The 22335-nt window shown below is 62.4% G+C and carries 19 protein-coding genes and 3 pseudogenes; 11 read left to right on the top strand and 11 right to left on the bottom strand.

Annotated features, from left to right (window positions below):
* Positions 1 to 823: 823 nt before the first annotated feature.
* From JFC09_RS15930 to JFC09_RS15920, 3 genes are all read left to right on the top strand, one after another.
* Positions 824 to 3778: a choice-of-anchor G family protein gene (locus JFC09_RS15930; protein ID WP_198395037.1), complete on the top strand. Its 2955-nt coding sequence runs from the start codon at positions 824 to 826 to the stop codon at positions 3776 to 3778.
* A 199-nt stretch (positions 3779 to 3977) separates the two neighbouring features.
* Positions 3978 to 4691, top strand: coding sequence for a DUF5819 family protein (locus JFC09_RS15925; RefSeq protein WP_232483712.1), 714 nt, complete (start codon positions 3978 to 3980; stop codon positions 4689 to 4691).
* The gene (locus JFC09_RS15920; protein WP_198395036.1) at positions 4688 to 5887 is read left to right on the top strand and encodes an HTTM domain-containing protein; all 1200 of its coding nucleotides are present in this window, start codon (positions 4688 to 4690) and stop codon (positions 5885 to 5887) included. Before JFC09_RS15925 ends, JFC09_RS15920 begins: the two co-directional genes overlap by 4 nt.
* Positions 5888 to 6175: 288 nt before the next feature.
* On the opposite strand, the gene JFC09_RS17005 is transcribed toward JFC09_RS15920, so the two are convergent.
* On the bottom strand, positions 6176 to 6976 hold the full coding sequence (locus JFC09_RS17005; RefSeq protein WP_332839806.1) for a phytoene desaturase family protein: 801 nt from the start codon (positions 6974 to 6976) through the stop codon (positions 6176 to 6178).
* Positions 6977 to 7450: 474 nt separating this feature from the next.
* Positions 7451 to 7603 (bottom strand): annotated as a pseudogene (locus tag JFC09_RS17000) (NAD(P)-binding protein); the annotation flags it as partial.
* A 401-nt stretch (positions 7604 to 8004) separates the two neighbouring features.
* Between JFC09_RS17000 and JFC09_RS15910 the strand changes: the two are divergent.
* Together JFC09_RS15910 and JFC09_RS17135 are read left to right on the top strand one after the other, a co-directional pair.
* Positions 8005 to 8721, top strand: coding sequence for a FadR/GntR family transcriptional regulator (locus JFC09_RS15910; protein ID WP_198395034.1), 717 nt, complete (start codon positions 8005 to 8007; stop codon positions 8719 to 8721).
* Positions 8722 to 8764: 43 nt separating this feature from the next.
* A pseudogene (locus JFC09_RS17135) lies at positions 8765 to 8947 on the top strand (hypothetical protein); the annotation flags it as partial.
* 100 nt (positions 8948 to 9047) lie between these two features.
* On the opposite strand, the gene JFC09_RS15905 reads toward JFC09_RS17135, so the two are convergent.
* The gene (locus JFC09_RS15905) at positions 9048 to 9722 is read right to left on the bottom strand and encodes a hypothetical protein (RefSeq protein WP_198395033.1); all 675 of its coding nucleotides are present in this window, start codon (positions 9720 to 9722) and stop codon (positions 9048 to 9050) included.
* A 75-nt stretch (positions 9723 to 9797) separates the two neighbouring features.
* On the opposite strand from JFC09_RS15905, the gene JFC09_RS15900 reads away from it, so the two are divergent.
* From JFC09_RS15900 to JFC09_RS16995, 3 genes and pseudogenes are all read left to right on the top strand, one after another.
* The gene (locus JFC09_RS15900; protein WP_198395032.1) at positions 9798 to 10421 is read left to right on the top strand and encodes a TetR/AcrR family transcriptional regulator; all 624 of its coding nucleotides are present in this window, start codon (positions 9798 to 9800) and stop codon (positions 10419 to 10421) included.
* Positions 10422 to 10513: 92 nt separating this feature from the next.
* A complete protein-coding gene (locus JFC09_RS16600; protein ID WP_232483711.1) occupies positions 10514 to 11653 on the top strand; it encodes a DNA methyltransferase in 1140 nt (379 codons plus the stop codon).
* A pseudogene (locus JFC09_RS16995) lies at positions 11544 to 12206 on the top strand (type IIL restriction-modification enzyme MmeI); the annotation flags it as partial. The gene JFC09_RS16600 and the pseudogene JFC09_RS16995, both read left to right, overlap by 110 nt.
* A gap of 158 nt (positions 12207 to 12364) precedes the next feature.
* On the opposite strand, the gene JFC09_RS15890 reads toward JFC09_RS16995, so the two are convergent.
* The 8 genes from JFC09_RS15890 to JFC09_RS15855 all read right to left on the bottom strand — a co-directional run bounded on the left by JFC09_RS15890 (position 12365) and on the right by JFC09_RS15855 (position 20444).
* Positions 12365 to 12571 carry a hypothetical protein gene (locus tag JFC09_RS15890; RefSeq protein WP_198395031.1) on the bottom strand — a complete coding sequence of 69 codons (207 nt, stop codon included), beginning with the start codon at positions 12569 to 12571 and terminating at the stop codon, positions 12365 to 12367.
* 972 nt (positions 12572 to 13543) lie between these two features.
* Entirely contained in the window at positions 13544 to 14479 is a 936-nt protein-coding gene (locus JFC09_RS15885) for a hypothetical protein (RefSeq protein ID WP_198395030.1), read from the bottom strand.
* Between the two features lie 259 nt (positions 14480 to 14738).
* Positions 14739 to 14978 (bottom strand): hypothetical protein, encoded by a 240-nt coding sequence (locus JFC09_RS15880; RefSeq protein WP_198395029.1) that lies wholly within the window; start codon positions 14976 to 14978, stop codon positions 14739 to 14741.
* Between the two features lie 63 nt (positions 14979 to 15041).
* Positions 15042 to 15365, bottom strand: coding sequence for a hypothetical protein (locus JFC09_RS15875; protein ID WP_198395028.1), 324 nt, complete (start codon positions 15363 to 15365; stop codon positions 15042 to 15044).
* Between the two features lie 33 nt (positions 15366 to 15398).
* On the bottom strand, positions 15399 to 16064 hold the full coding sequence (locus tag JFC09_RS15870) for a MinD/ParA family ATP-binding protein (RefSeq protein WP_232483710.1): 666 nt from the start codon (positions 16062 to 16064) through the stop codon (positions 15399 to 15401).
* Positions 16065 to 16752: 688 nt separating this feature from the next.
* Entirely contained in the window at positions 16753 to 18234 is a 1482-nt protein-coding gene (locus JFC09_RS15865; protein WP_198395027.1) for a hypothetical protein, read from the bottom strand.
* A gap of 30 nt (positions 18235 to 18264) precedes the next feature.
* A complete protein-coding gene (locus JFC09_RS15860; RefSeq protein ID WP_198395026.1) occupies positions 18265 to 19893 on the bottom strand; it encodes a M15 family metallopeptidase in 1629 nt (542 codons plus the stop codon).
* Positions 19893 to 20444: a hypothetical protein gene (locus JFC09_RS15855; RefSeq protein ID WP_198395025.1), complete on the bottom strand. Its 552-nt coding sequence runs from the start codon at positions 20442 to 20444 to the stop codon at positions 19893 to 19895. The genes JFC09_RS15860 and JFC09_RS15855 overlap by 1 nt, the downstream gene beginning before the upstream one ends.
* 160 nt (positions 20445 to 20604) lie before the next feature.
* On the opposite strand from JFC09_RS15855, the gene JFC09_RS15850 reads away from it, so the two are divergent.
* From JFC09_RS15850 to JFC09_RS15840, 3 genes are read left to right on the top strand one after another with little or no spacing between them, the layout of a single operon-like run.
* Positions 20605 to 21255 (top strand): DUF6668 family protein, encoded by a 651-nt coding sequence (locus tag JFC09_RS15850; protein WP_198395024.1) that lies wholly within the window; start codon positions 20605 to 20607, stop codon positions 21253 to 21255.
* Positions 21248 to 21586, top strand: coding sequence for a hypothetical protein (locus JFC09_RS15845; RefSeq protein ID WP_198395023.1), 339 nt, complete (start codon positions 21248 to 21250; stop codon positions 21584 to 21586). The genes JFC09_RS15850 and JFC09_RS15845 overlap by 8 nt, the downstream gene beginning before the upstream one ends.
* Positions 21587 to 21617: 31 nt before the next feature.
* On the top strand, positions 21618 to 22334 hold the full coding sequence (locus tag JFC09_RS15840) for a hypothetical protein (RefSeq protein ID WP_198395022.1): 717 nt from the start codon (positions 21618 to 21620) through the stop codon (positions 22332 to 22334).
* Position 22335: the final 1 nt, after the last annotated feature.

The raw sequence follows: 22335 nt of genomic DNA, 5'->3' as shown, positions 1-22335 counted from the left end.
GATGCCAACGCGCGTGGGATAGTGCCGAGCCTTGCGGAGTCGGGCTGCGAGCTGCGCCACCTCCCTCTCAGTAAGCATCAGGTCAGTAAGACTCAGGCTGAAACCTGCCTCATACTCATCAAGAACTAAGCAGATCAGCTTCTTCTCGCCAGTATTGAGCTCCGGCATGACGCCCCCTCATCGTTGGAGACGTTAGCCGCTTCCTTCCACTTACTCTCAGTAGCGTTATTGCGTAAGCCCCCTCATAGGCGGTGACGCTCGACGCCGTCGTCGATCCAATCGCGCAATCCGGGACCAGCCCCCGGCGGCTGGTGTTTTCGGCTCTCTTGTGCGGGCAGGTGCGTCTCTCAGGGAGACTCCGTCAAGGGGACCAGTGAGCATCACGCTGGATTGGGTTGTTGTGCCCTATGGTCGCCTGCTCCTACGACGTTCATACAGAGCAGCAGCTGAGAGGGTGGTCGCGAATACTGACAGCAGACCACGCAGAGACGGCTGCTCCCCGGTAGGGGATGGGAGAGCCATCGGTGATCGCGTCTCCTCTGAGAAGCGGGCCCGATCCAGGGGTAGATACTCCTACCGTCACGCACTCACCTGGCTCTCGAACGAGCAGACCGGGCATAGGATTTTCAGCGAATGCCTCTGAGAAGCACGTGCAACACACACCTTTTTCTCAGGTTCTCGCTTAGACTGCAAGAGTTCTTCCTGGTTTTATTGATCGGTTTCCCAGGGACCGACCACACCGAAAGGATGCTGAATGAGACCGCCTAACCTCTCGCGCGGTCGCCCCGCTCGCGTGAGAACCGTCATCGCAGCCGGAACAGCTATGGGCATGCTCGTCGCCCCGATCTCCGTTGCGAACGCCGCACCCGAAGACCAATCTGAAGCTCTCGGTCAAGTCATCAGCACGGACCTGCTGGACATCGATCTCGCAGACCTCAACACCGCCCACACCGGCTTTCCGAGCGAAGTTGGGCCGGAGTCCACTCCGCTAAACCTCGAACTATTCGAAACCCTCACCCTTGATCTGGGCGACGGGATCTCTCTGCCCCTCATCAGTCAGCCGAATGCTCCCGGCCTGCTGGACCTCGGAGAAGTGGGCGCACTCAACTCATTCGCTGAGTCGCCGAACGGCACGACCTCCACAGCCAGCGCTGGTGCAGTAGGCACCGACGGTGCAATCAACCTCGATCCGGATAATCCCGGCGCGTATGGTCCTGCACAGGTCGACCTCACCAACCTCTTCGCGCAACTGGGTCTAGACGCCATCACGGACGCAGTGCTCGATGAAGCTTCTCTAGAACTAGGCGCAGCGGCATCCACGGCAACGAAGGAAGCCGGAGACGTCAGCTCCGAGTACCTGCTCGCAGGCGCGGATCTCAACGTCTCGAGCCCTCTGGTCGGTGACCTCACCACAGGCGTAGACGGAGCACTTGGCGACGTCGGTGACGTCGTCAACGGTGCTCTCGCAACGGACGGCGTCCTCGGTGAGACGGTCGGCGCGTTGGAGGCCCTGAACCTCGACCTCGTCATTGCGCAACTGGGAATCAGTGATGCTGAGCTTGGCATCAATGGCTTGGACACCGCTCTAACGGAACTGAGCAACACGCTTCTCGTGGAGCCACTTGAGGACGAGAACGGCATGGTTTCGGTCAACCTGTCGACCGGCGTGATCCACGTCGACCTCGAACAGGTCTATGCCGACTCTCATGGCGTCGAGGATCTCAACGGTCTTGGCGCCAACACGCGACTGCTTGACGAAGAGACGATCAGCGGAATCACGACAGCCGTCGCAGAGGCGCTGGGCACACTCACGACCAAGGTTACCGACGGCGTAGAAGATGTCCTCAACAACACCGAAGTCGTCATCGACCTGGGTGCGCAGCTGAGGGTTGCAATCCTCTCGTCGGATGTCGACATCACAGTCAACACCACACTCGGCTACCTGGCCGGAACCTCTGATGTGGAACCTGTAATCGAGGTGGACGGCAATCTGCTCGGTCTCCCACTCGGCTCGCTGCTAGGAACTCTCTCAGACATTCTCGTTCCTGCCGTTCTGGACATCCTCCGCCCCGCGGTCGGAGGGCTGCTGGACACTGCCGGAGACGGACTGTCGTCGACTCTCACAGGAGTCCTGGATCCGGTCCTCGATGGACTGGGCCCGGTCTTCGATGCGCTCAACGAAGTTGCTGAAGTGACCATCAACGAGCAGCCCGAACCCGGGCAGCTGGGCGATGAATCCTTCACTGTCAACGCTCTGAGCCTGGAAGTGCTGCCGGCTGCGAGCGTGGCGAACGTTGACCTGGGTTCCTCCACAGTGCGTGCGCTCGATGAGGCGCTCGCGCCCGGGATCACGGTCTCGCCGGCCTCCGTCCCCGCAGGATCGGAGACGACAGTCACCGGAACTGACTTCGGACCCGAAGAAGACGTCACCGTCACACTTGTCGACCCGGACACGGGAGACACGGTTGGGGAACCCGTCGTCGTTACGACAGACGCTCTGGGCAACTTCACCACAACACTTCCTGTCGATGAGGGTGCAACCGCCAAGGACTACACGGTCAACGCCGCGTCGGAGACCGGCGAAGCAACAGCGCCGCTCACCGTGACCGTGGTGGAGGATGGCAATGAGAATGCGTCATCGTCCGCCAGTGCCTCGGCTGATGCTGATTCCGATGCCAATGCTTCTGCTCAGGCAGCAGCACAGGCAGCGGCGAACGCCGACGCGGACACCACCGCCTCGGCGGCAGCGGATGCTGACGCTTCCGCGGCCGCACAGTCCGCAGCTGAAGCAGACGCCTCCACGGACGCCTCGGCTGACGTGAGCACGGATGCAAACGCCGCCTCGTCCGCAGCAGCAGACGCTGCAGCGAACACCGATGCGGATTCCGACAGCAACGCCGACACCACCGCAGCAGCAGACGCTAACGCAGCAGCCGCGGCTTCCGTGGCGGCAAACGCTGACTCCTCCAGCGATGCTTCCGCAGCGGCAGCCGCGGACGCTGATGCAAATGCAGACGCCACCGCCGATGCAGAAGCAGATGCGGCAGTGGATGCGGATGCGACGGCTGATGCTGATGGCAACGAGAACGCTTCGGCTTCTGCAGCGACCTCGGCTGATGCTGATTCCGATGCCAATGCTTCTGCTCAGGCAGCAGCACAGGCAGCGGCGAACGCCGACGCGGACACCACCGCCTCGGCGGCAGCGGATGCTGACGCTTCCGCGGCCGCACAGTCCGCAGCTGAAGCAGACGCCTCCACGGACGCCTCGGCTGACGTGAGCACGGATGCAAACGCCGCCTCGTCCGCAGCAGCAGACGCTGCAGCGAACACCGATGCGGATTCCGACAGCAACGCCGACACCACCGCAGCAGCAGACGCTAACGCAGCAGCCGCGGCTTCCGTGGCGGCAAACGCTGACTCCTCCAGCGATGCTTCCGCAGCGGCAGCCGCGGACGCTGATGCAAATGCAGACGCCACCGCCGATGCAGAAGCCAACGCGGGCGCTACTGCTGATGCTGACAGTGATGCGTCGCCAGAGGCAGATGCGGACGCGAACGGTGATGATTCGGCAAGCGCATCCGCTAACGCCAACGCATCGGCAAGCGCTAGCGCATCCTCGAATGCCGGGGCTGGCGCAAATGCGGACGGCGGCGGCGACGGGGATGACGATCTGCCCCGTACCGGCGCTGAAAGCGTCGCGCCGATCCTGGCGATCGCAGCGATGGCTCTGCTTGTCGGTGGCGGCATCCTGATGGTCGTTCGCCGTCGGAAGGTATGAGAAGGGCTCTGTAGCCGGGGGCTGGCTTCTCACCACTGAGTGAGAAGCCGGCTCCGGCGTCAGAGCAGTGGTGGGGTGCTGTGAACAATGCGGCACCCCACCACTGCGTCAGCTATCGAAAGAAGTCATGACAGTGAAGAACAGCTCTGCGGCTAGCACGATGCCCCGGACACGGCGACCTTTCTGGGTTCGCATCTGCATGGTCGTCGCTCTTGTGCTGACGGCATGGCATCTGCTGGCGTCGTTCCTCTGGATCGCACCAGCCGGTCCTGCCCGTGAGGTCGTCCCGGGTGAGACGCTGCGCAACTACATGCTTCCCTTGTATGGACAGAGCTGGAGCGTGTTCGCGCCTGCTCCCGTCAACGGAGACCACCACCTGGATGTGCGTGCTGTGGTTGAAAGAGACGGTGCGGAAGAGGTCACGGATTGGGTGCGTGCCACTGACGTTGAACTGTCTCTCTCACGGCACAACCTGTTCCCGCCCCGTGCAGCCAGCCTGGGTCTCAACGTGGCAGCCGGCCACAAGCGCACCTACGACCAGCTCAACGATGACCACGAGGTGGTCGTCGACCTTAACTACTTCAAAGACGATTGGCAGCCTCGGCTCGAGGAGAACCTGAAGTCTTATGACGGGGAGGACGCAGTCGACGCCTACCTCCAAGCGGAAGAGACGGCCACCGCATATGCCACACAAGTCGCCTACGCAGTCTGGGGTGAGGATGTCATCCGCGTGCAGTTCCAGACGACACGTCAGAACGTCATCCCCTTCGACGACCGCAACGAGCCAAATGCCGAGGAGCCCCCGCTTCAAGTGGTCAGCACTGGATGGCGCGGACTGATCGAACGAGATGGACAGTCGCGTGAGCAGTTCGCGAACTACTTCTGCTCCGCACCCGAGGATGTGTGCACATGAATCAGAAGACCAGCTCACGGGACGCCGCGCAGAAGACGCAGGGGTCTACACCAACGACTCCCCGAAAAGCACGTACCACCGAACCAGCAGGTGCAGCGCCGAACCGCACATCCACAGCTTCCGGGGCTCTGGGGCGCCGCGTCCTCCGCACTTCGAGAGATCTGCTCACCCAGCTCCGGCAGAGGGTGGCGGGAGTAGTGTCTTCTCTCTATCTCTTCTCCGAATCATGGTTACTGGACGCGAAGCATGCGCAGTACGGTCTGGCCGTCACACGGATCGTCATGGGCTTCGTGGGCCTAGGGCTCTTGCTCACCAACTTCAATGCACGGCTGTACACCTTTGGGGAGGGGTCTGCCTGGAACGGTGAGCTGGCAGAACCGGTAAGTGTCTTCCCGAGAATCTGGCTCTTCAGCCTCTTCCACCGTGTAGCCGACAACGCCGCCGTATTCACCCTGTTCTATCTCCTCCTGGCGGCCGCGGCGATTGTGATCATCGTGGGGTGGCGGACGCGGATCATGTTGCCGATCTACTTCATCGGGTGGATTAGTTTCATAGAAGTCAACGATTCTGCCGGTGACCAGGGCGACAACGCGTACCGGATCTTCCTGATCGCTCTACTCTTCGCGGACACATCGATGCGGATGTCCCTCGATGCCCGTCGGCGTGCCCGCGGAGTTGATGCTTCGAAACCCTGGCTCTCGCGCAAGTTCGCCGGCGAGCGACTCCTGCCCGCGCCTCTGACGAACCTCGCGCATAACATCGTGCTCATCGTGCTCACGTTCCAGGTCTCTGCGATATATGTCGCTGGCGCTCTGTACAAGGCAAGTGGCACTCCATGGTCAGCGGGCTGGGCAGTCTACGATCCACTGCACGTCGCGCAGTTCAGCACGTGGCCGGAGATCGCGGACCTGATCACCGTCTGGGGTCCAGGTGTAGCCGCGATCAGCTGGGGCTCGATCATCCTGCAGATGTCTTTCCCTTTCATGCTGCTACGTCGCGGTACTCGAGTCGTCGCGCTCTTCGGCATCCTCAGCTTCCACGTAGGCATCGGAGTCCTCATGGGCCTGCCGTGGTTCTCTCTCACGATGGTCGCGATAGATGCGATCTTCATCCGCGACAAGACGTGGAAGGGGATCGGCAGAGTCGTCACGAACACGTGGCAAGCTGCAGAAACGAAAGAGAAGAACGAGACGTAACGTCTCGATTCCGACGGCTCATCTCAGGGTCCTGTGAAGCGACACCGAAGGCGTTAAGGCAGCGCAAAGAGCGCTGGCACCGAGTCGCTGCCGCCAGAATCGAAAGGGGAGCATCCTCGCAGTTGCGCGGTCAGCGAGATCATCCACCAGTACGTGTTCTTGAAACCGCCACGACCAACGACGGAGCGTGATCGTCGCTCTCGATCGTTCAGCTCAAAGCAGTGGCATCTCATCTGGATCTGCGTCCTTGTGTCACGCTCTCCGCAAGCGGTCATCTTCGACCGTCAGTCACAACGAGCTGGTCCCTGAAAGTTCTGCCAGTGCCGCCCCTGCTGCGTTGTACCCACACATGCCATGAGCCCCTGCTCCTGGGGGAGTAGCCGCAGAGCAGAGGAAGAGCCCCGGCCGCCCCAGAGAATAGGGCGAAGCGGAGACCCGAGGTCGGAACAGCAGCTGCATCGCTGAGTTAGCTCCGGTGACAATGTCGCCTCCGACGTAGTTGGCATTGGTGGATTCGACTTCGGCCACATCTTTTACATGGCGCGCGATGATTCGCCCTCGGAATCCAGGCGCGAAGCGTTCGATCTGCCTTTCGATAGCGTCCGTCGCATCGCCGTCGAACCCTGCCGGCACGTGAGCGTAGGCGTCGATCGGATGAACATCGCCGGCCGAACGTGATGGATCAGCGAGGTACTGCTGTCCCAGAAGCACGAAGGGATGCTCGGGCATCCGGCCTCGGTTGATCAGCTGTTCCGCGGCTGCGATCTCCCTGAAGGACCCGCCCACATGGACGGTGCCTGCTCGTCGTGCCGGTGCGTAGGTCCAGGGGATACCGCCTTCCACGGCGAAGTTCACAACGAACGCGGCAGGGCCGTGACGGTAGCGCTTCAGTGCCCGGGAGATCCTGGGAGGTAGTGCGTCGCCTGCGATTCTCGCGGCGGCGGCCGGTCCGGTGTCGAACATGATGATGTCAGCCTTCGGCAATTCCGACAGTGACTGCACGCGCATCCCTGTCTCCACATGTCCTCCCAGAGTTTCCAGCGCACCGACCATCGCGTTCGCGATGCTCTGAGAACCGTTTTTAGCCACAGGCCACCCATAGGTGTGGGCTGCAGTTCCTAGTGCGACTCCGATTGCTGAGGATGCAAGCGCATTCAGAGGTCTGAACGAGTGCGCTGCGACGCCTGCGAAGAGTGCCCGGGCTTCCTCTGTCTTCCAGACTCGGGATAGCCATGATGCCGGGGGGCCCGCGAATCCGCCGAAATGAGCTAGCTTCAGAGGGTGGATGGGCACGTGGAGCATGGGACGGAGGAAGTCCTGCTGAATATCGGGGAACCGGTTTGCGAGGGGCCCGAAAATCCGCTTCCACATCTGGCCATCATCTTGCAGGTGTCGAGCGGTCTCCCCGATGTCCTGCCAGGCTGCGGCACCCGCTCCTCGAGCGAGGGGATGGGCATATTGGACTTCAGGCCACGCCCACTCCAGGCCATGGTCAGACAGGTCGATGAAATCAGAGAACGCGTTGGAGACTGCCAGTGGGTGGAACCCTGAACACTCGTCGTGGACAACACCTGGGACAGTGAGTTCCGAGGATCGGGTGCCTCCACCCACGGTGCCCGCGCCTTCCAGGACCGTGACCTCAACTCCACTGCGGGCGAGTGTTACGGCGGCAGCGAGCCCATTGGGCCCACTGCCAACTACGATCGCTTTCGTCATCGCAGTAGTCTGCCACGTTCGGTGTGAGAGCAGCCTGCCGCCATTTGAAGCTCCCGGCTGAAGAGCCTCCAGCTCCACTCCGTCAGACAGCGGCATCTGCAGTCGATCGCAGACAGCCCAGTCCTGATCGTGCAGACATAAATCCCCATTACACGCTCTTGAGATTTCGCCTGGTGTCATCTCTTCGAGGAACAGCCGGCTGCCCAAGACGCATACCTGCGTTGATAGGGCAAGCCGATCACTCCAGCCACACCGCTTGCTGTCATCGGCCCCCATGGCTACTGCACCCGAGGGCCGCGGGTGGCCCTCTAGCGAAAGTTTTCATTTCGCTCGATCCGAAAGGTGGGAGAAAAGCGAAGCGACCATTGACCACCCTGAGAGAAGTGGTCTAACCTTCCAGCATGGAGACATCAGACCACCGGAGCGACGGAGGGAAGCCGCGCCGCCGGTACACTCCCATCGCCCAGGATCTGTTGCGTTACATTGATCGCACGCCGGGGGCAGGGCCGGTCCGCCTACCTCCCGATCGTGACCTCGCAGAGAAGTACGGAGTGTCCCGCGCCACCGTGCGGGAGGCTCTCTTCGCTCTCGACCTCATCGGTGCTGTCGAAGTGAAACACGGCGAAGGAACCTACGTCGTCAACAGGAGCGCGCGCCTCCAGGAGTCGGATCAGTTCCAATACGGGGCGACACCGGAACATGTGATCGACACGCGAATTATCATCGAACCGTCCATCTCAGAGCAGCTCGCCCGCCATCCTGCGCAGATTGAAGACGCTGTCCGTGCTTATGAGATCGGACAGGATCTCATTCCATCGCAGACCCGAGTCGCGGAGTTCACCCAGCAGGCCCTCCAGTTCCACCTGAGCCTCGCCGCTGCCTTGGACAACAAGCTTCTGGGAGAGCTCGCCTTCGAAGTGGTTTCAATCGACACACAGCCCCTCTGGGCACTCATCAATCAACTCGCCCTGCAGAGCCCCTCGCACCGCGAGAAGCTTCAGGAAGAGCACCTATCGATCCTCGAAGCGATCCAGAGCCGTGATGAGGAACGCGCCTTCCGCGCAATGGAGGGACACCTCAAGAACAACAAGACCCGCATTATCCCCGGCCAGCAGTGACGCGGGCCGAACAAGAAGGAGAGACCATTACTCGGCCCCTCCTGAGCTTAAGGAGGTCCTGCTCGATACTGCGCGTTTCCGCTGGACGACCATCAGCCCCGCGATCTTCGGGGCGATGTTCCAGCTGGTGAAGAACAAAGAAGCACGCCGCGGGGACGGCGAGCACTACACCAGCGAGACGAACATCCTCAAAACTCTCGGCCCCTTGTTCCTCGACGAGGCTCGCAGGATCACTATTGCCCCCGCCTGATGGCCGGCCCAGGGAGACGAGAATCTCAGTCGCTCTGACCTTGAACTGCACACGCACCTCGCGCCGTGAACCCTGGCTAGTGGATCATCCTGTAGAACCCAGGGAGAGCACGCATCTTATTTCGTTTCAATGTTCCTCGCACAATGCGATGGAAGCTCGGACGCAGGAGTTGATTCAACAGAAATCCAGGCGGATTGGAAGGTAGCCGGGCGTAGTTCACGAACGCGAACTCCGATCGCTCATCGACCGAACGTAACGCCGTCGAGTTGTCTACACCGATTCGCGAGGTGTACCAGTCGGTGAGAGTCATCCACGCCTCGACGGGATCCGCGGCACTCGCCAAGGTGAAGTGATTGAACAGGAAGACCGCATTCTCGTCCGACTCAGTTTCCCCAATGCGCGCTGCGTTCGACCCGGCGAGCAGCTCTGTCCCCCCAAGAGATCTGACCATCTCGTTGTTGCGCACGTCTGCCAGATTCGCCGCCGAGGTGGTTCGGATCAGCATCGCCAAGTCATGCCGGGGTGCGCCCGCTATGGGAGGGACCATGTGCGTTCGGAAAATGCGGCTCGAAAGAACTCCCGGCCGCTCACTGAGTTCCTTGGCTTTCGCGATCAGCCGCACCGCTGCTTGCTGTCGTGAGGGTGACTGGCGATATAGCGGAACCGTTTGGGGCTTATCCGCCTGGAATCCAAGGTAGAGGAAGCCGTGAGGCTCCGGCTCAATCAAGGGGAGTGGGGGACGAGTGTTCATGTGACTCCTAACGACTTGAGTGAGTGCCCACTCATACTAACATGAGTGGGCACTCACTCAAGCTACACTGGTCATATGAACCTAGGCACCTCAATGCGCGACCGTATCCTCGCAGCAGCGCTGGAATGCATGCGAGAACACGGCGTGGGCGCTACGACGACTAAGAACGTCGCCCGGCGCGCGGGTGTGTCTGAAGGCAGTATCTACAATCACTTCAGCAATCGTTCCGAGCTGATCATCGAGGCCTTCGGAGACGCGACCAGCGCGATCCGTCACCGCGCCATCGGCCTGAAACAGCTCGTCGGCACGAACTCAGTAGAAGAGAACGTGGTGGAACTCATGGAAGCGATCATTGAGTTCCTTCGTGAGATCGCCCCCATTGCAGGGTCGGTAATCGGGGACATCGAGTTACGGTCCTGGTTCACAGACGAGCCGGCAATGAGTTCCGCGGGGCAGCGGCTGACTCCGCTGAACGGAGTGGTCGAGCTCAGCGATTACCTCGAACGCGAACACGAGCAAGGACGCCTTCGTGAACGCGACTCATGGGTGGTCTGCGCGTCGATGCTGATTGGTGCGTGCATGCAATACGTCTACTTGGAGCTGCTGTCACCGTCGGGTAGCGCAAGCATCTTCACGATGGACGAGAACTCCGTTCACGAGTACGCACGTACGGTGGTGCGTACTTTGTTCAGCGAGTAACAGGTACTTCGGGTCCCGCTACGACGCTCAGCTCGGCGCACCTCATCTATTCAGATGCTCAGTGCCTCCCGCCGGCCACGCAACCCGGGTGCGTGGACCTGAACCAATCGGTTCGGGTGATCTGGGCGCTCACCCGTTTGGTGTACTTTCCATCGGTTGCTGAGTACCGTAAGAAGGCCGATCGCCTCATCGCAGACACGGAGCAGACAGGGCCTCTCCGTCGCCTGCAGGAAGAGATCGCGTCGAACATCTATGTTGACCCTGCCTGCGGTGCGGGGACCTTCCTCAACGTCGCCTACGCGCAGCTCCGAGAGATCGAGACGGATCTGATCGTCGAGCGACGCAAGCGCGAGGGAGCTACGACGGGTGCTCTCGATGTGACGATGGATCAGATGCTGACCATCGACAAATTCTTCGGCTTCGAACTGAACTGGTGGCCGGCGAAGATCGCGGAAACCGCGATGTTCCTCGTCGACCATCAGGCCAACCGCGAGCTCGCGGCTCGTACAGGTCAGGCGCCGGAGCGACTACCCATCACCCTCACCGCGAAGATCACGCATGGAAACGCTCTTCGTCTGGATTGGAGCAGTGAGCTACCGACCCCTCCTGGTAAGACATTCATCTTCGGCAACCCTCCATTCCTCGGCCACTACACGCGAAACTCAGAGCAAGCAGAAGACCTCAACACTGCATGGGGTGAAGACGTCAGCGGGCGACTGGACTATGTAACAGGCTGGCACGCGAAAACCAAGGATCTCCTAGCCACACGGCCCGGGGAGTTCGCCTACGTAACCACCAATAGCATCACTCAAGGATTGCCTGTCCCGGCGTTGTTCGGCCCGCTCTATCGCGAAGGGTGGAAGATCAAGTTCGCTCACCGCACCTTCGCGTGGGACTCCGAAGCTCCAGGTAAGGCTGCCGTCCACTGCGTCATAGTCGGCTTCACCAAAGCCCCTTCAGCCCGACAACAGCTTTGGGACTATCCCAACGTGCACGGGGAACCAGTGCCACAACGCGTCGTTACCGGCGTGAACGCATACCTCATCGACGGTCCCGACCTTATGGTGAAGGCAACGACAAAACCGCTTTCGCCCCACAATCCCTCCCGTTCGATATGGCTCCATGCCAGCCGACGGAGGGCACCTCGTGTTCAAAGCCAAGGAAGGCAAGCGAGGGTTTGGCAAAGACCCCGTGGCAGCGAAGTACCTTCGGCGCTTCGTGGGGACGTCTGAGTTGCTCTACGGCACGGAACGGTGGTGCCTGTGGCTTGAGGACCTCCCCCAGGCCGATTTAAAGGCATCTAAGCAACTCCAAGAGACGATCGAAGCCTGTCGTCGATGGCGTTCTAAGCAGAAAATAACTGGGGATGCGTACAACCTTCAGCACATCCCGCACCTGTTCAGGCCGAGCCGGCATGTTCCTCACACGCCGTATCTCTGCATCCCTCGGCACGTCACAGAAAACCGCCGATACTGGACTGCCTCTCGCTTGGAAGCCAAGGTTATCTGCGGCGACGCAGCCTTCCTCGCCCCCGATGAAGATGGGCTCCTGTTCGCATTGATTTCGTCCTCCATGTTCATTACCTGGCAGAGGACAGTTGGCGGTCGACTCGAGTCACGCCTACGTTTCTCCAACACGGTCACGTGGAACACGTTCCCCGCCCCTGCGCTCGATGGCGTGGCACGTGACCGGATCATCGAAGCAGGGAAGAAGGTCGTGGCGGCCAGAGCTAAACGCCCCGACCAGTCGCTAGCGGAGTTATACGACCCGTATCTCATGGGTGCGAACACGAGCCTCCAAAAGGCCCACAATGCTCTCGATACAGAGGTCGATAAGGCGTTCGGGGCACCCCGTCGACTCCAATTCGGAGAAGCAACGGCTAGAGCTGCTGTTCCCTGCGTATCAAGCACTGGTCACCCCTCGGAGGTAGGTTCACCCGCAGTTCACTTCTCCCTGTCACTTTCGGGGATCCGCGCGATAAGCGCGCTCACCTGCCCTACAACGCGGTCACGCTCCGCTTCGGCGGTCGTGGTCCGGTCCTCAGTGTGGTCAGCACGGGCCGTTACCTCGGTTCGCTCGGATACGGCGGTGTCGCACTCTTGCTCTGCCTTCTCGGCGCGGGCGGCATTGTCGTCGCGTTCCGTTTCCACGTCCTCGACAGTGGCGGTGGGCTGACGATGGTGACAGTCTCTGCGTCCACGGCTTCGGTGATGGTGAACTCCGGAGCATCTTTGAAGGTGAGGCGGAAAAAGATGATTTCGCCCATCGATCGGTGGTAGACCGCGCGGATGCGAGAGGCTTGGAGTTCCAGGCGAGACGTTCGCGGACCTCTTCGGAAGTGAGCACATCGCAACTGTATAGAGCACTAGTTCTATAGGTGCTGGTCGTTTCGAGAGTGGGCCGGGGTCGCTGGCAGCTCGTTCATGGGTGTTCTCTTTGTGCTTCGCCACGGCTAGTACAGACATTAGTGACCCCACGGGAATCTGCACCCGGTCACACGAACTGGCCACACCGGACGACTGCACGGACAGCCGGCTCCTTTTCACTGACCGCGTTCGCGGCCTCCATCAGCGGGGGTCTGCTGTTGGATTCGGTGGCGCTGCTGAAACTCCGCTGTCGGCTTCGCAGTTGGGGTGTTCGTGGTCATACCGGTGAAGAGTCGGTTTCGAGTGTTCACCGTTTCTGCGTACTGGTCCCGCCGCGGCGCTTCCCGGAGGGGTGGGCCACTGCTGTCCGGACCGGGGTTGGGGGAGTCTTCCCACGGGGTGCGTGCTCCGAAGTAGCCAGTCGGGTTCTGCGGGGTGAAGGTCTCAGTCGAGACGGTGTCTCCCATCGGTCCTTCTTCGGTGTGCTCAACGGGTTGGCTCCCGAGGGCGGGAGTATCGGCTGGGTGCACGGTGGTGCGGTGTGTCAGGGGCTCGGGGTCAGAGGCGTCGTTGGAGAACGTCTGCTCGACCTGCGCGGCGAGTCCATTCTCCACTGCGACCTGGGCAAGGTCCCTGTGAGCTTCCCAATCGCCTACAGGAAGACTGTTGGCCTGCGCTTGCAGAGTATGGATGATCGAATCTGACGATTCATTCGCTACCATGGGCTCCTCCTCGAAGTCCGACGCTCTCAGCGTCTCATGCTGCCCAGACACGGCTGGGTGATCGCAATGCCTGGATGGCGGCCTTAGCCGCGGCCACCTCGGCGCGGCCAGCGGGAGTCTCCCGCGCTGCCTTCGCCCGTGCGGCACTCTCGCGCTGCGCTACAGGATCCCAGGTGGGCCGTGGCCGTGATCCTGAAGGGGCAGGGGTGGTCTCGCGCACGGCCAGGGCGACCGGGAGTGCTCGTCTCAGCCATCCAGCAGGATTCCTCACGTGGGTGAGTGCGTCTTGTCCCAGCGCGACATTGCGGGAGTCGAGCGCATCGACCAGCTGCCTAGGGGACAGGACCAGCGCCTCGGGCGTCGCGTCGAGGACTCGCGCCAGCTCTGCGGGCCGGCTGCACTGGTGGAAGATGCCTTTCAGCTCTCGCATGAGACGACGAGCCAGGTGCCGTGCCCGCGAACTCGCCGCCGGAAGCGCCTTCTTCTTTCGGATCGTTGCTCGCCGCGAAGCGGCTCCCTCGGGCGCGCCCTGCGCGCGCGTTGGTGAGTAATTACCAAGGTGAGAGAGACGTAGAACCTTAGTTCTACGAACTAGGGGGGTGGAGACGGTCTCTTCCGCGTACTCATGCGGAACGGTCAGTGCGCGCGTCGAGGCGATGCGCAGCTGCATGCCTCCATGTGCTGCGCGGGCCTGCTGGCGTTCAGCGGTGGTGAGGTAGCGACCTTCCAGAACCGTGCGCATGAAACCAAGGCGGGTGAGGATCCGGCGGGCATGCTTCACCGTGTCCCGGGTGAGATCGAGCTTCTGCGCCACGGTCTCGTGAGCGGTGCGCAGTTCGCGGCCGGTCTTCACATCGGCGTAGGAGGCATCGCAGTCTGCGACACGCAGGAGGGTGTGTCGTCCCAGCTTCTTTGTCGCCAGCTGCTTTCGGCCAGCGTCTGTGACGAGGGCACGAGCAAGTGCTTGCATCCACTGGCGGCGTGAGCGCCAGCAGGGGACGTCTGAGTATGCGCCTTCAGGCGTCTCAGGTGCCCACGACGTGTGGATTGGGGGTTCTTCAGGACACGCGGACAGGGCGGGAGTAGACCCGCTTTCGGGTGTGCGGTATCCTGAACTCAGCTTAGGCAAGCAGAGTCCTTTCGGATTCAGCGGAGAAAACTAGTTGGTAGCTAGCTCTCCCGCATACTTCAGCCCCTCGCGGATTAGGCCCCGCGGGGGGCTAATTTTTTTATGGGCTGAGCGGGTCGGGCAGCAGTGCCTCCTGGCCGTGATTGGAATTGGTGGTCGGCTGTGGGGCGAAGTCGGGCAGGCCCAAGGCCTGGGCGACGATGTACTCGGTATATTCGGCCCACGACATGCCTGCGGCCTCCGCACGTGCTTTGAGCGCGGATTCGACCTTCACATGCGGCCGATAGGCAATCGGCCGATCTGCGCGGTCGGCTCTGGGTTTGGGTCCTGGCTTCGCCATATGCCCCACACTACAGGAACGCAATTTGGCAATTGAGATTCATGAGGCGCGTGTTGCCCCGTTTTACCGGGAGGGGTCGAGGCCATTCCGGGCGGCGTCGAGAACGGCGGCGACGGCATCGTGGTTGATCGTGTAGCGCACGGTGCGTCCGTGCCGCAGCTCTTGGGCTAGGTCGCCGGTGATGTAGCCGAACGTTTCCAGCTCGCGCAGGATCTTTCCCAGACCCGTGGGATGAATGCGGTGACCGCGTTCTTCGAGTGCGTCCACGATTTGGCGGTGGAAGACCGGTTCCGGCTGTGCGGCGAGGACGGCGAGGACTCGCAGGCGCTGCTCGCCTCCGGCAAGCTGCCGGAGGTCGGCGATCCAATCGTCTGAGGAAGGCGGCATCGTCGTCCTTTGGCTCTCGTCGGCGAATGTCGGTCACAATGCGTCAATGATCGTGGCACCCACTTCGAGGTAAGCCTGCCGGGTCTGCGGTGTCAGGTCCGGCAACCGCACAAGGTCACCCTTGGCCACTGCGGGATCGAACGGAACGACGTGGACTGCTCGGCAGAGTGAACCGAGGGTTTCCACGATCTGATCACGATCGATGGCCTTGCTCGTGGTGCCAGTGTCAGTCAGTACGACAACGGCATTGCGCGCTAGTTCAGCATACGCGCCGTTGTGAGCCTGGTGGAGCCATGTCAGCGTGCGCTCAGCGCGCTTGGCGCCGGTCACAGCCCACCCGGATGCCACGACAAGCTGCTGGGCGTTTTCCAGGATCCCCTTCATCGCTGGATGCGTGACTCCGGTGCCGCAGTCGGTCAGCGTGATGGGGTAGAACCGGTCAGCGACGTCGCGGACACTGATGTATTCCTCGGCGGTGAGGGACTCCGACACGTCAGGGTCCTGTTCGCCGGCGATCAGGTGGAGCCGACCGCTGGTCTGGGTGAACCGGTTGAGGTCGGTGAGGTTGTGAATCTGATCGGCCTCGATGGCGTGGACGAGGTCGGTGATCGTGCGGGGGCTGACCGCTTCGACCTGCTCATGGGACAGGGCTCGGTCTGCGAGGTCACCGGCATCAGGGTTGGCGCCGATGGCCAGCACTGAGTCGGGCGGTGCTCTGCAAGTGTCAGGCCGACTCCGAGTGTGGTGCTGGTCTTGGAGATGCCGCCTTTGAGACACATGAACGTCACGTTCCGGGTGCCGGTGATCTGCTTCGCGGCGCGCTGGTGGAGCTCGTCCTTGTAGCGCTCCGTCTGCCCAGGGCCAAGGTTCCACAGCCCTCCGGTCATCTTGTAGACGACCGACTGCATTCCCTGCCTCGGCGCAGGCGTCTCTTCACGCACGAAGCTGCCGCTGCGTGGGGGAGTGGTCGCCGGTTGCTGGGTGTGCTGCGCCGGGGCCTGCGCTGTAGTGGGAGCGGGGTTGAGCAGGAGTGTGGGGTAGTCGCCGGCCGGGGCCGACTGGGCCTCGACGGGTGGCTGGTGCGGCCTCGACGGGACCGGCGTAGCCTCGGCAGCTGGCACTGCGGGAAGCGTCTGGGTGTCCTCGACTGGTTGTGCCGGTGCCGGTGCTGCGCTCTTGGGTTCTTCGTGGACGCGACCGTCTGGGTGGATGACCAGGCGCGCGTTATCGGCAGTCGCGGAGGCTGGTCCGCCGAGTTCGCGGGCGTAGGTCGCCACTACTCCGATGGCTTGATTACGGCCATCTGCCAGACCTGCACCGTGAATCTGGACGGTCCGAGTGGGCAGCGTGACGATGCCCTGCCCCTTGTCATCGAGACTAATGGTGATCATGGTGTCGGCTCCTTCGATGGTGTGCGATCTGCACGGTAGAGGTATGTCTGATCGACGCGGGTATGGACGACATAGGCCGCCCCGTCAGTGACGAGAACAGGGCTGGGATCCTCAGGGGAGTACAGCGGATAGTCCTCGACCTCGAGCCCGTCGCCGGTGACGGTCGCCGTCAATGGTGTCCGGTCCTCGGTGCCGTAGATTCGATGGCCGTCAATCGCGGTGGCATCGAAGTCCTCCAGTCCGACTAGTGCGGGGTCGTCGCCGTAGGAGACGAACACGTCTCCGATGACGGCGGTCTGGGCGTCTGCATCGGTCAGGAGCGGATCGTTCTCGGCGGGTGGTCGTGTGAGGGTGGAGTGTGCTGCCACTGTGTCGGTGGTCAGATCGATGAGTGCCAAGGTGCTCTTCGACGAGCCTTTCTGCTCCCACTGCGCGAGGACATGATCGGGGCTCAGGCCGATGACCTCGTCGGGTGAGCCCTCGGCTGCCTTCGGAGGATCGAGGCTGACCTGCTCGTGTTCTTCCGTCTCGGGGTCCGTACTCCAGACTGCCTCGTCGGTGAGGGAGCGGATCGCTCCATCGGCCACCGCGGCAGGCACGGCCCCCGGTGGCAGCGTGACGCGCTTGGCGTCACGGGTCTCGGTAGCTGGTGCAAGGACGGTGTAGTCGCCCAAATCGATCAACGGAGCAGTCCCTGCATACGTGACATCAGCGCTGGCCTCCAGAGAGACGGTGACAGGTGCGGCCCGGTCCTCGCCGTCATCGAGGGGCCAGAGGCTCAGGGACTGCGAGGAGGCGGAGGCCAGGACCGGACGGCCTTGCCAGGTCGTCTCGTGGACCTCCTCGAGGTCGGTGGGAGCGCTGCTTCCCACCCACTGCGCCTTGCCCGTCGCAGGGTCGAGGATGGCCAGCGTGCGGTCTGCGGTCAGGGTCAGGATGCGTCCATCTCTCATCTCGCGGGCGAGGGCCTTGTCGTTAACCTCGGCTATCCATGCGGCGGTCGTGGTGAACGTATCTGGCAGCCCGACGGGAATGTCGGTGCCGTATCCGGGTGGGGGAGTCGGGGTTTCCGCGACCGGTTGCGGTTCGTCGGCTGAGAGGGTGTGGCCCAGGACGAAGGCGCCGCCGCCGAGGATGAGTGCTCCGGTGAGGCCGACTGCGGTGAGGATGAACGCACGCTTCCTGCGACTGGGTTTCACCGGCTCGTCCGGCGCGGTGGTGTCGTAGACCTCGCCGGTGGTGCGGACGACGAAATCGACCCTCCGGCCACCCACTAAGTGGGCGCGCACGCGCACTGCGTCATGGCCCTGCTGGGCGGCTTTCTGCGCGGCCGCGTCGGTCGCGGCGCGGTGTCGGCTGGCCTCATCGTGGGCGGGTTCGATGGGGACACCATCGAGCGTGTCTGTCCCGTCCTGCGACTGGCGAATCGTGAACACCGGGAACGGTGGGACCGCGTGAGGATCGAACTCGTTGTTCATCTGACTCCTTGTCGAACGCCAACGCTGCTGTTAGTCGACACCGTTGAACTCCCAATGCCATGCCTCGGGTGTGCTGCCGCCTTGTTGCGCCCAGTCGGGGTGCTTCCAGCCGTACTTCCCGGCGTTCTTACGCATCCACTCATGCTGGGGGCTGCCGAACGTGTTGACCCCTGTGCCGAGATCGACTGCCAGCGCCCAGCCATGGATCGACGTACCGGGCTTGGCTGCCATGCCGTCGGGCTTGGTCTCGTAGAGATATTCCTGCTCGGCATACGTGCGGTAAGCATCAGTGATGCCGAGGTCAGTGCCGAACTCGTCCTTGAAGGCGTTGTTCATCTCGATCAGCTGATCGGTGGCATCCGTGCGGAGGGACTCGCCGCGGGCCCACGGAATCGACTTCAGCGAATCCTCCGGGACGCGCCCGTTCTCGTGGTCTCCCCACGGACCCGGCTCGTTCTCACCGGGGGGAGGGTCGCCGCCGCCTTTGTCTTCTTCGCATTCCTCCATGCCTCCGCCGTCCTCGCCGGGGATCGCCGGTGCCTCATCGGCATCGCGGGGATCGCCGGTGGCTTCTTGGGTGAAGGAGATGTGCGGGTGGTCTACGTGGTTCTGTGTGTCGCTTCCGCGATCCTCCATGTCGCGCCAGCCTTCCTCGGCCCGGTCGACGGTGTAGATCTGCTGGTACCAGATCACGTACTTCACGTTCAGGTGCTCAGCGTTGTCGATCGCGTAGGCGGCTATCGCCTGTCCGCGTGTCTTTCCTGCGTCGGTTAACGGGACCATGAAATCGACAGCCAGGCCGGTGGGGTGCCCGTGGGGGTCGCGGTTGCCGCCTTCGCGGTAGCCGCCAATATCGGCCGGGTTGTGGTCGGTGACTGTGGCGATGACGGTGGTGGCTTCCAGAACGTGGGCCTTGACCGGTCCCAGGCTCTCGTCGAGCTGCTCGTAGATATCGTCGTCGTGGTTGCTCTGGGCCATGAGAGACGTTGTCATCGGGGCTGTGAGGCCACGGAGGCCGGTGACCTGCGCGGTCGCCGGTGGCACGCCAAGACCGGTTTGGCCCTGGGCGAGTGGCACGTCTTTGAGCGCTTCGACGATGTCGCGGGCGGCCTCTTCGTACTGCTCGTAGTGGTACGGGTCGGCGTTGCGCTGGACCTTGTTGATCGCCAGCGTCAGTTCCATGTCTTCCCACCCCTCGACGTCGGTCAGGCCGTCTGATTCGGCGTGGTCACCGATGCCGAAGAAGCCTTGGGCGGCCACGTAGGGGTCCATGCGCTCTTCCTCACTTCCCCAGCCCTCGGCCCGCTGCTGGAACAGCCCGCGACTGTCGGGGCCGGCTGCGTCGCCGTGGTCGAGGTTGCGCAGTGCACTCTCACCGATCGCAGTCATGATGCCGATGATCTGAGCCTTCTCGCTCAGCTCCGCGTCGGCGGCCGCGTTCATGATCAGTGCGGCGTTTATCAACTGCGGGTCTTTGCTGTAGGGGCCGACGCTCTCGACAGGTATGTCTTCGGGGTCAACGTTCTTGCCGACTTCGGAATCGTCGCCACCCTCGCCTCCGCCGGTGACGTCGCACTCGCCGCCGCCTGTGGCGATGATGATCACCAGGAGAGGGATCAGGAGCATCAGGACAGCTCCGATGGCGACGGGCTTGTTCATCAGTTCTCAGCAGAGGGGAAGCGGAAGCGATCGACGGCCCAGTCGTGGCCGGCTTCTTCAACGATGAGGTCCACTTGGACGTCCCCGGCCGTGGTGGGTACGGCGATGGTGATCGCTCCACCACCGGAGTGGCGCACGACAGATGGATCGCCGGCCACGTCATGGGCGGGAATGCTGGCCGGGTCGACGGTCTCGTAGGCAGTCTGCGCCTCACGGCTGAGCAGCGGCCGCAGATCGTCGAACCACTCCTCGTGCTCCTTGCCGCTCGCGTAGTACGCCGAGAGGGCTTCCGTCGCCTGCTCCATCGCTTCCTGCTGGCGCTGTGCGCTGGGAGTTCTCGGGCCGGACGTGTCTTCGGGGATGCCCTCGTAGTCACCTAAGAACTCTTCGTCCGGGTATGCCGTTCCTCCCGTAGACGGGGAACTCGAGCCCGGGGGGCTACTCGGGGAGGAGGCGCTGTTATCCACATCCCCGCATCCCACTAGGCTGACCGCGGTCACGACGAGGTAACTACCCAGGATCAGCGCACACAGCGCAGGGTCGCGACTCATGCCGCCGAGCGTAAATTTGCCGGCACACCCACGTCAAGTCCATCAGACGTGCATCCACCTCTCACACTATGCAAGGTTCAACTTTGCAAACTCTTATGTTGACATGCCCCAAAACCCGAGGTCAGACTGAGCGGGTGGTCACGTATGTGAGGGGAGTGGGATGAGCGTCAATCCGTTCGTGCCCGTCGAAGAGGCGGTGCCACCGGAAGAGGTGGAGATTCGCGATGCTGTGTTCGGTGATCGCGAGGTCCTTGACGGTCCTGCTTCGCCTGCGACAGCTCCACCTGTCGCAGGCGAAGTCGTTGAGTGGCCCCTCGTAGAGGTGGCGGACTCGCCGGGCCTCATGGTCATGGGGCTGCACGGCGGTGCCGGAACGAGTCTGCTCACGTCCCTGCTGGTTCGCACCGAGCAGGACGAGACGCGCTGGGAGGCCCACGACGTGGGCGCTGCGTGGCCAGTCAGTAGCGGGTGGGCGCGGCCTCGTCCGTCCTTGAACGTAATCGCGGCCTATCGGCCACACCGTGCAGGCGTGGAGGCCGCTGAGCGGTTCGCTCGGGCCTGGGCGATGGGCGCTCTTCCCGATTCGGTGCTGCTGGGAATCGTCGCCGTCGATGACGGGCCAAGACTGCTGGAAGCACAGAGGCAGGCAATCCGCAGAATCGCCCGCATGACTCCACACGGCTGGCATGTGCCCTGGAACGAAGAGTGGCGGGTCACCGACCCAGACTTCGACGCGGTCCCGCGTCGGATCCGCAAGACCTTGCGATCCATCCGCAAGACGACAGAAGAAGAAGGGGTACGCAATGACTGAGAAGACAGCGCCCAGGGTGCCTCGTTCCTGGCTTGTCGCCGTGGGTGTGCTCACAGCGGCCCTGGTGATGCTGATGCCTGAGACGGCACTGGCCCTGCCGGACCTCAACCCTGAGCAGCCCCCCGGCACCGAGGGCTTCACCACGGTTCTGAACTGGATCGTGTGGGGAGTGATCATCCTCGGGCTGGCTGCATTCCTGTGCTCGGCCGGCTACCTGGCGTTCGCGTCCTTCACCGGCCGCGAGATCCAGGGCTTCAAGGGTCTGATCATCGCGATCATCGTCTGCATCCTCGCGACGGCCGCAGGGGCCATCATCGCGGTGTTCATCTGACCTCTGTCGACTATTCGGAGAGGGGCAGCTCATGGCTGAAACCGAAAGCAAGAGTCCTTTCAACGTTTGGTGGTTCGGCGCTGGCGCGTTCGTGATTCTCGTCCTCATAGGCGGGGTGCTGTTGGGCTTCCAGCTTGGAAGCTCAAATGACGGTGACTCAGCGGCCGCTGAGTCACCTACAGAAGAAGCAGCGCCGGAACAGTCAGCGCCGGCAGTCGAGGAGACGCATGCGGCTGACGACGAAGTCCGCGAGTGTGGGTCCCTGGCCACCGATCAGGACTACCCCACGGAGGCTCCGCCGACCGAATGGGAGACCTATGGGTCGTCTTCGATGACCGTCCCGGTCTCCGAGGAGTATGGGCCAGTCAATCGTGACGGCAACCTGTGGGGCTGTTACGCACACTCGCCCACGGGCGCGGTCTATGCCGGCCTGGGACTCATTGCGTCGTTCAGTATCGGTGGGGAGTACGACGTCGCAGTGGATACTGCACAGGCTGAGAGCGCGTTCGAGGATCAGTCAGCGGGATCAGGGGCGAGCTTTCCCTCGTTCTCAGGTTTCCGTATCGATGAGTACAGCGATGACGCTGCGAGGATCACGTACTACGGCGATCAAGGTGAGCACAGTGCTGGAATCTCGTTCTCGTTGGAGTGGGATGAACAGGCCGAGGATTGGCGGCTCGATTGGACGCGTCCGGACGGTTTTGAAGAGGACCCCGACCCTGAGCAGTTCGTTATGTGGGAGCGGTGAC

The organism is Brevibacterium yomogidense, assembly GCF_016107685.1.
Lineage (GTDB): Bacteria > Actinomycetota > Actinomycetes > Actinomycetales > Brevibacteriaceae > Brevibacterium > Brevibacterium yomogidense.
This window is presented reverse-complemented; position numbering and strand designations above follow the sequence as displayed.

Excerpts from the sequence above, each read along its gene's own strand:
- JFC09_RS15880 (WP_198395029.1), bottom strand. The coding sequence starts at position 14,978 with ATGGCGAAGCCAGGACCCAAACCCAGAGCCGACCGCGCAGATCGGCCG.
- JFC09_RS15875 (WP_198395028.1), bottom strand. The coding sequence starts at position 15,365 with ATGCCGCCTTCCTCAGACGATTGGATCGCCGACCTCCGGCAGCTTGCC.
- JFC09_RS15930 (WP_198395037.1), top strand. The coding sequence starts at position 824 with ATGGGCATGCTCGTCGCCCCGATCTCCGTTGCGAACGCCGCACCCGAA.
- JFC09_RS15900 (WP_198395032.1), top strand. The coding sequence starts at position 9,798 with ATGAACCTAGGCACCTCAATGCGCGACCGTATCCTCGCAGCAGCGCTG.
- JFC09_RS15905 (WP_198395033.1), bottom strand. The coding sequence starts at position 9,722 with ATGAACACTCGTCCCCCACTCCCCTTGATTGAGCCGGAGCCTCACGGC.
- JFC09_RS15920 (WP_198395036.1), top strand. The coding sequence starts at position 4,688 with ATGAATCAGAAGACCAGCTCACGGGACGCCGCGCAGAAGACGCAGGGG.
- JFC09_RS15845 (WP_198395023.1), top strand. The coding sequence starts at position 21,248 with ATGACTGAGAAGACAGCGCCCAGGGTGCCTCGTTCCTGGCTTGTCGCC.
- JFC09_RS15860 (WP_198395026.1), bottom strand. The coding sequence starts at position 19,893 with ATGAACAAGCCCGTCGCCATCGGAGCTGTCCTGATGCTCCTGATCCCT.
- JFC09_RS15850 (WP_198395024.1), top strand. The coding sequence starts at position 20,605 with ATGAGCGTCAATCCGTTCGTGCCCGTCGAAGAGGCGGTGCCACCGGAA.
- JFC09_RS15885 (WP_198395030.1), bottom strand. The coding sequence starts at position 14,479 with ATGCAAGCACTTGCTCGTGCCCTCGTCACAGACGCTGGCCGAAAGCAG.
- JFC09_RS15840 (WP_198395022.1), top strand. The coding sequence starts at position 21,618 with ATGGCTGAAACCGAAAGCAAGAGTCCTTTCAACGTTTGGTGGTTCGGC.
- JFC09_RS15865 (WP_198395027.1), bottom strand. The coding sequence starts at position 18,234 with ATGAACAACGAGTTCGATCCTCACGCGGTCCCACCGTTCCCGGTGTTC.
- JFC09_RS15925 (WP_232483712.1), top strand. The coding sequence starts at position 3,978 with ATGGTCGTCGCTCTTGTGCTGACGGCATGGCATCTGCTGGCGTCGTTC.
- JFC09_RS15855 (WP_198395025.1), bottom strand. The coding sequence starts at position 20,444 with ATGAGTCGCGACCCTGCGCTGTGTGCGCTGATCCTGGGTAGTTACCTC.
- JFC09_RS15910 (WP_198395034.1), top strand. The coding sequence starts at position 8,005 with ATGGAGACATCAGACCACCGGAGCGACGGAGGGAAGCCGCGCCGCCGG.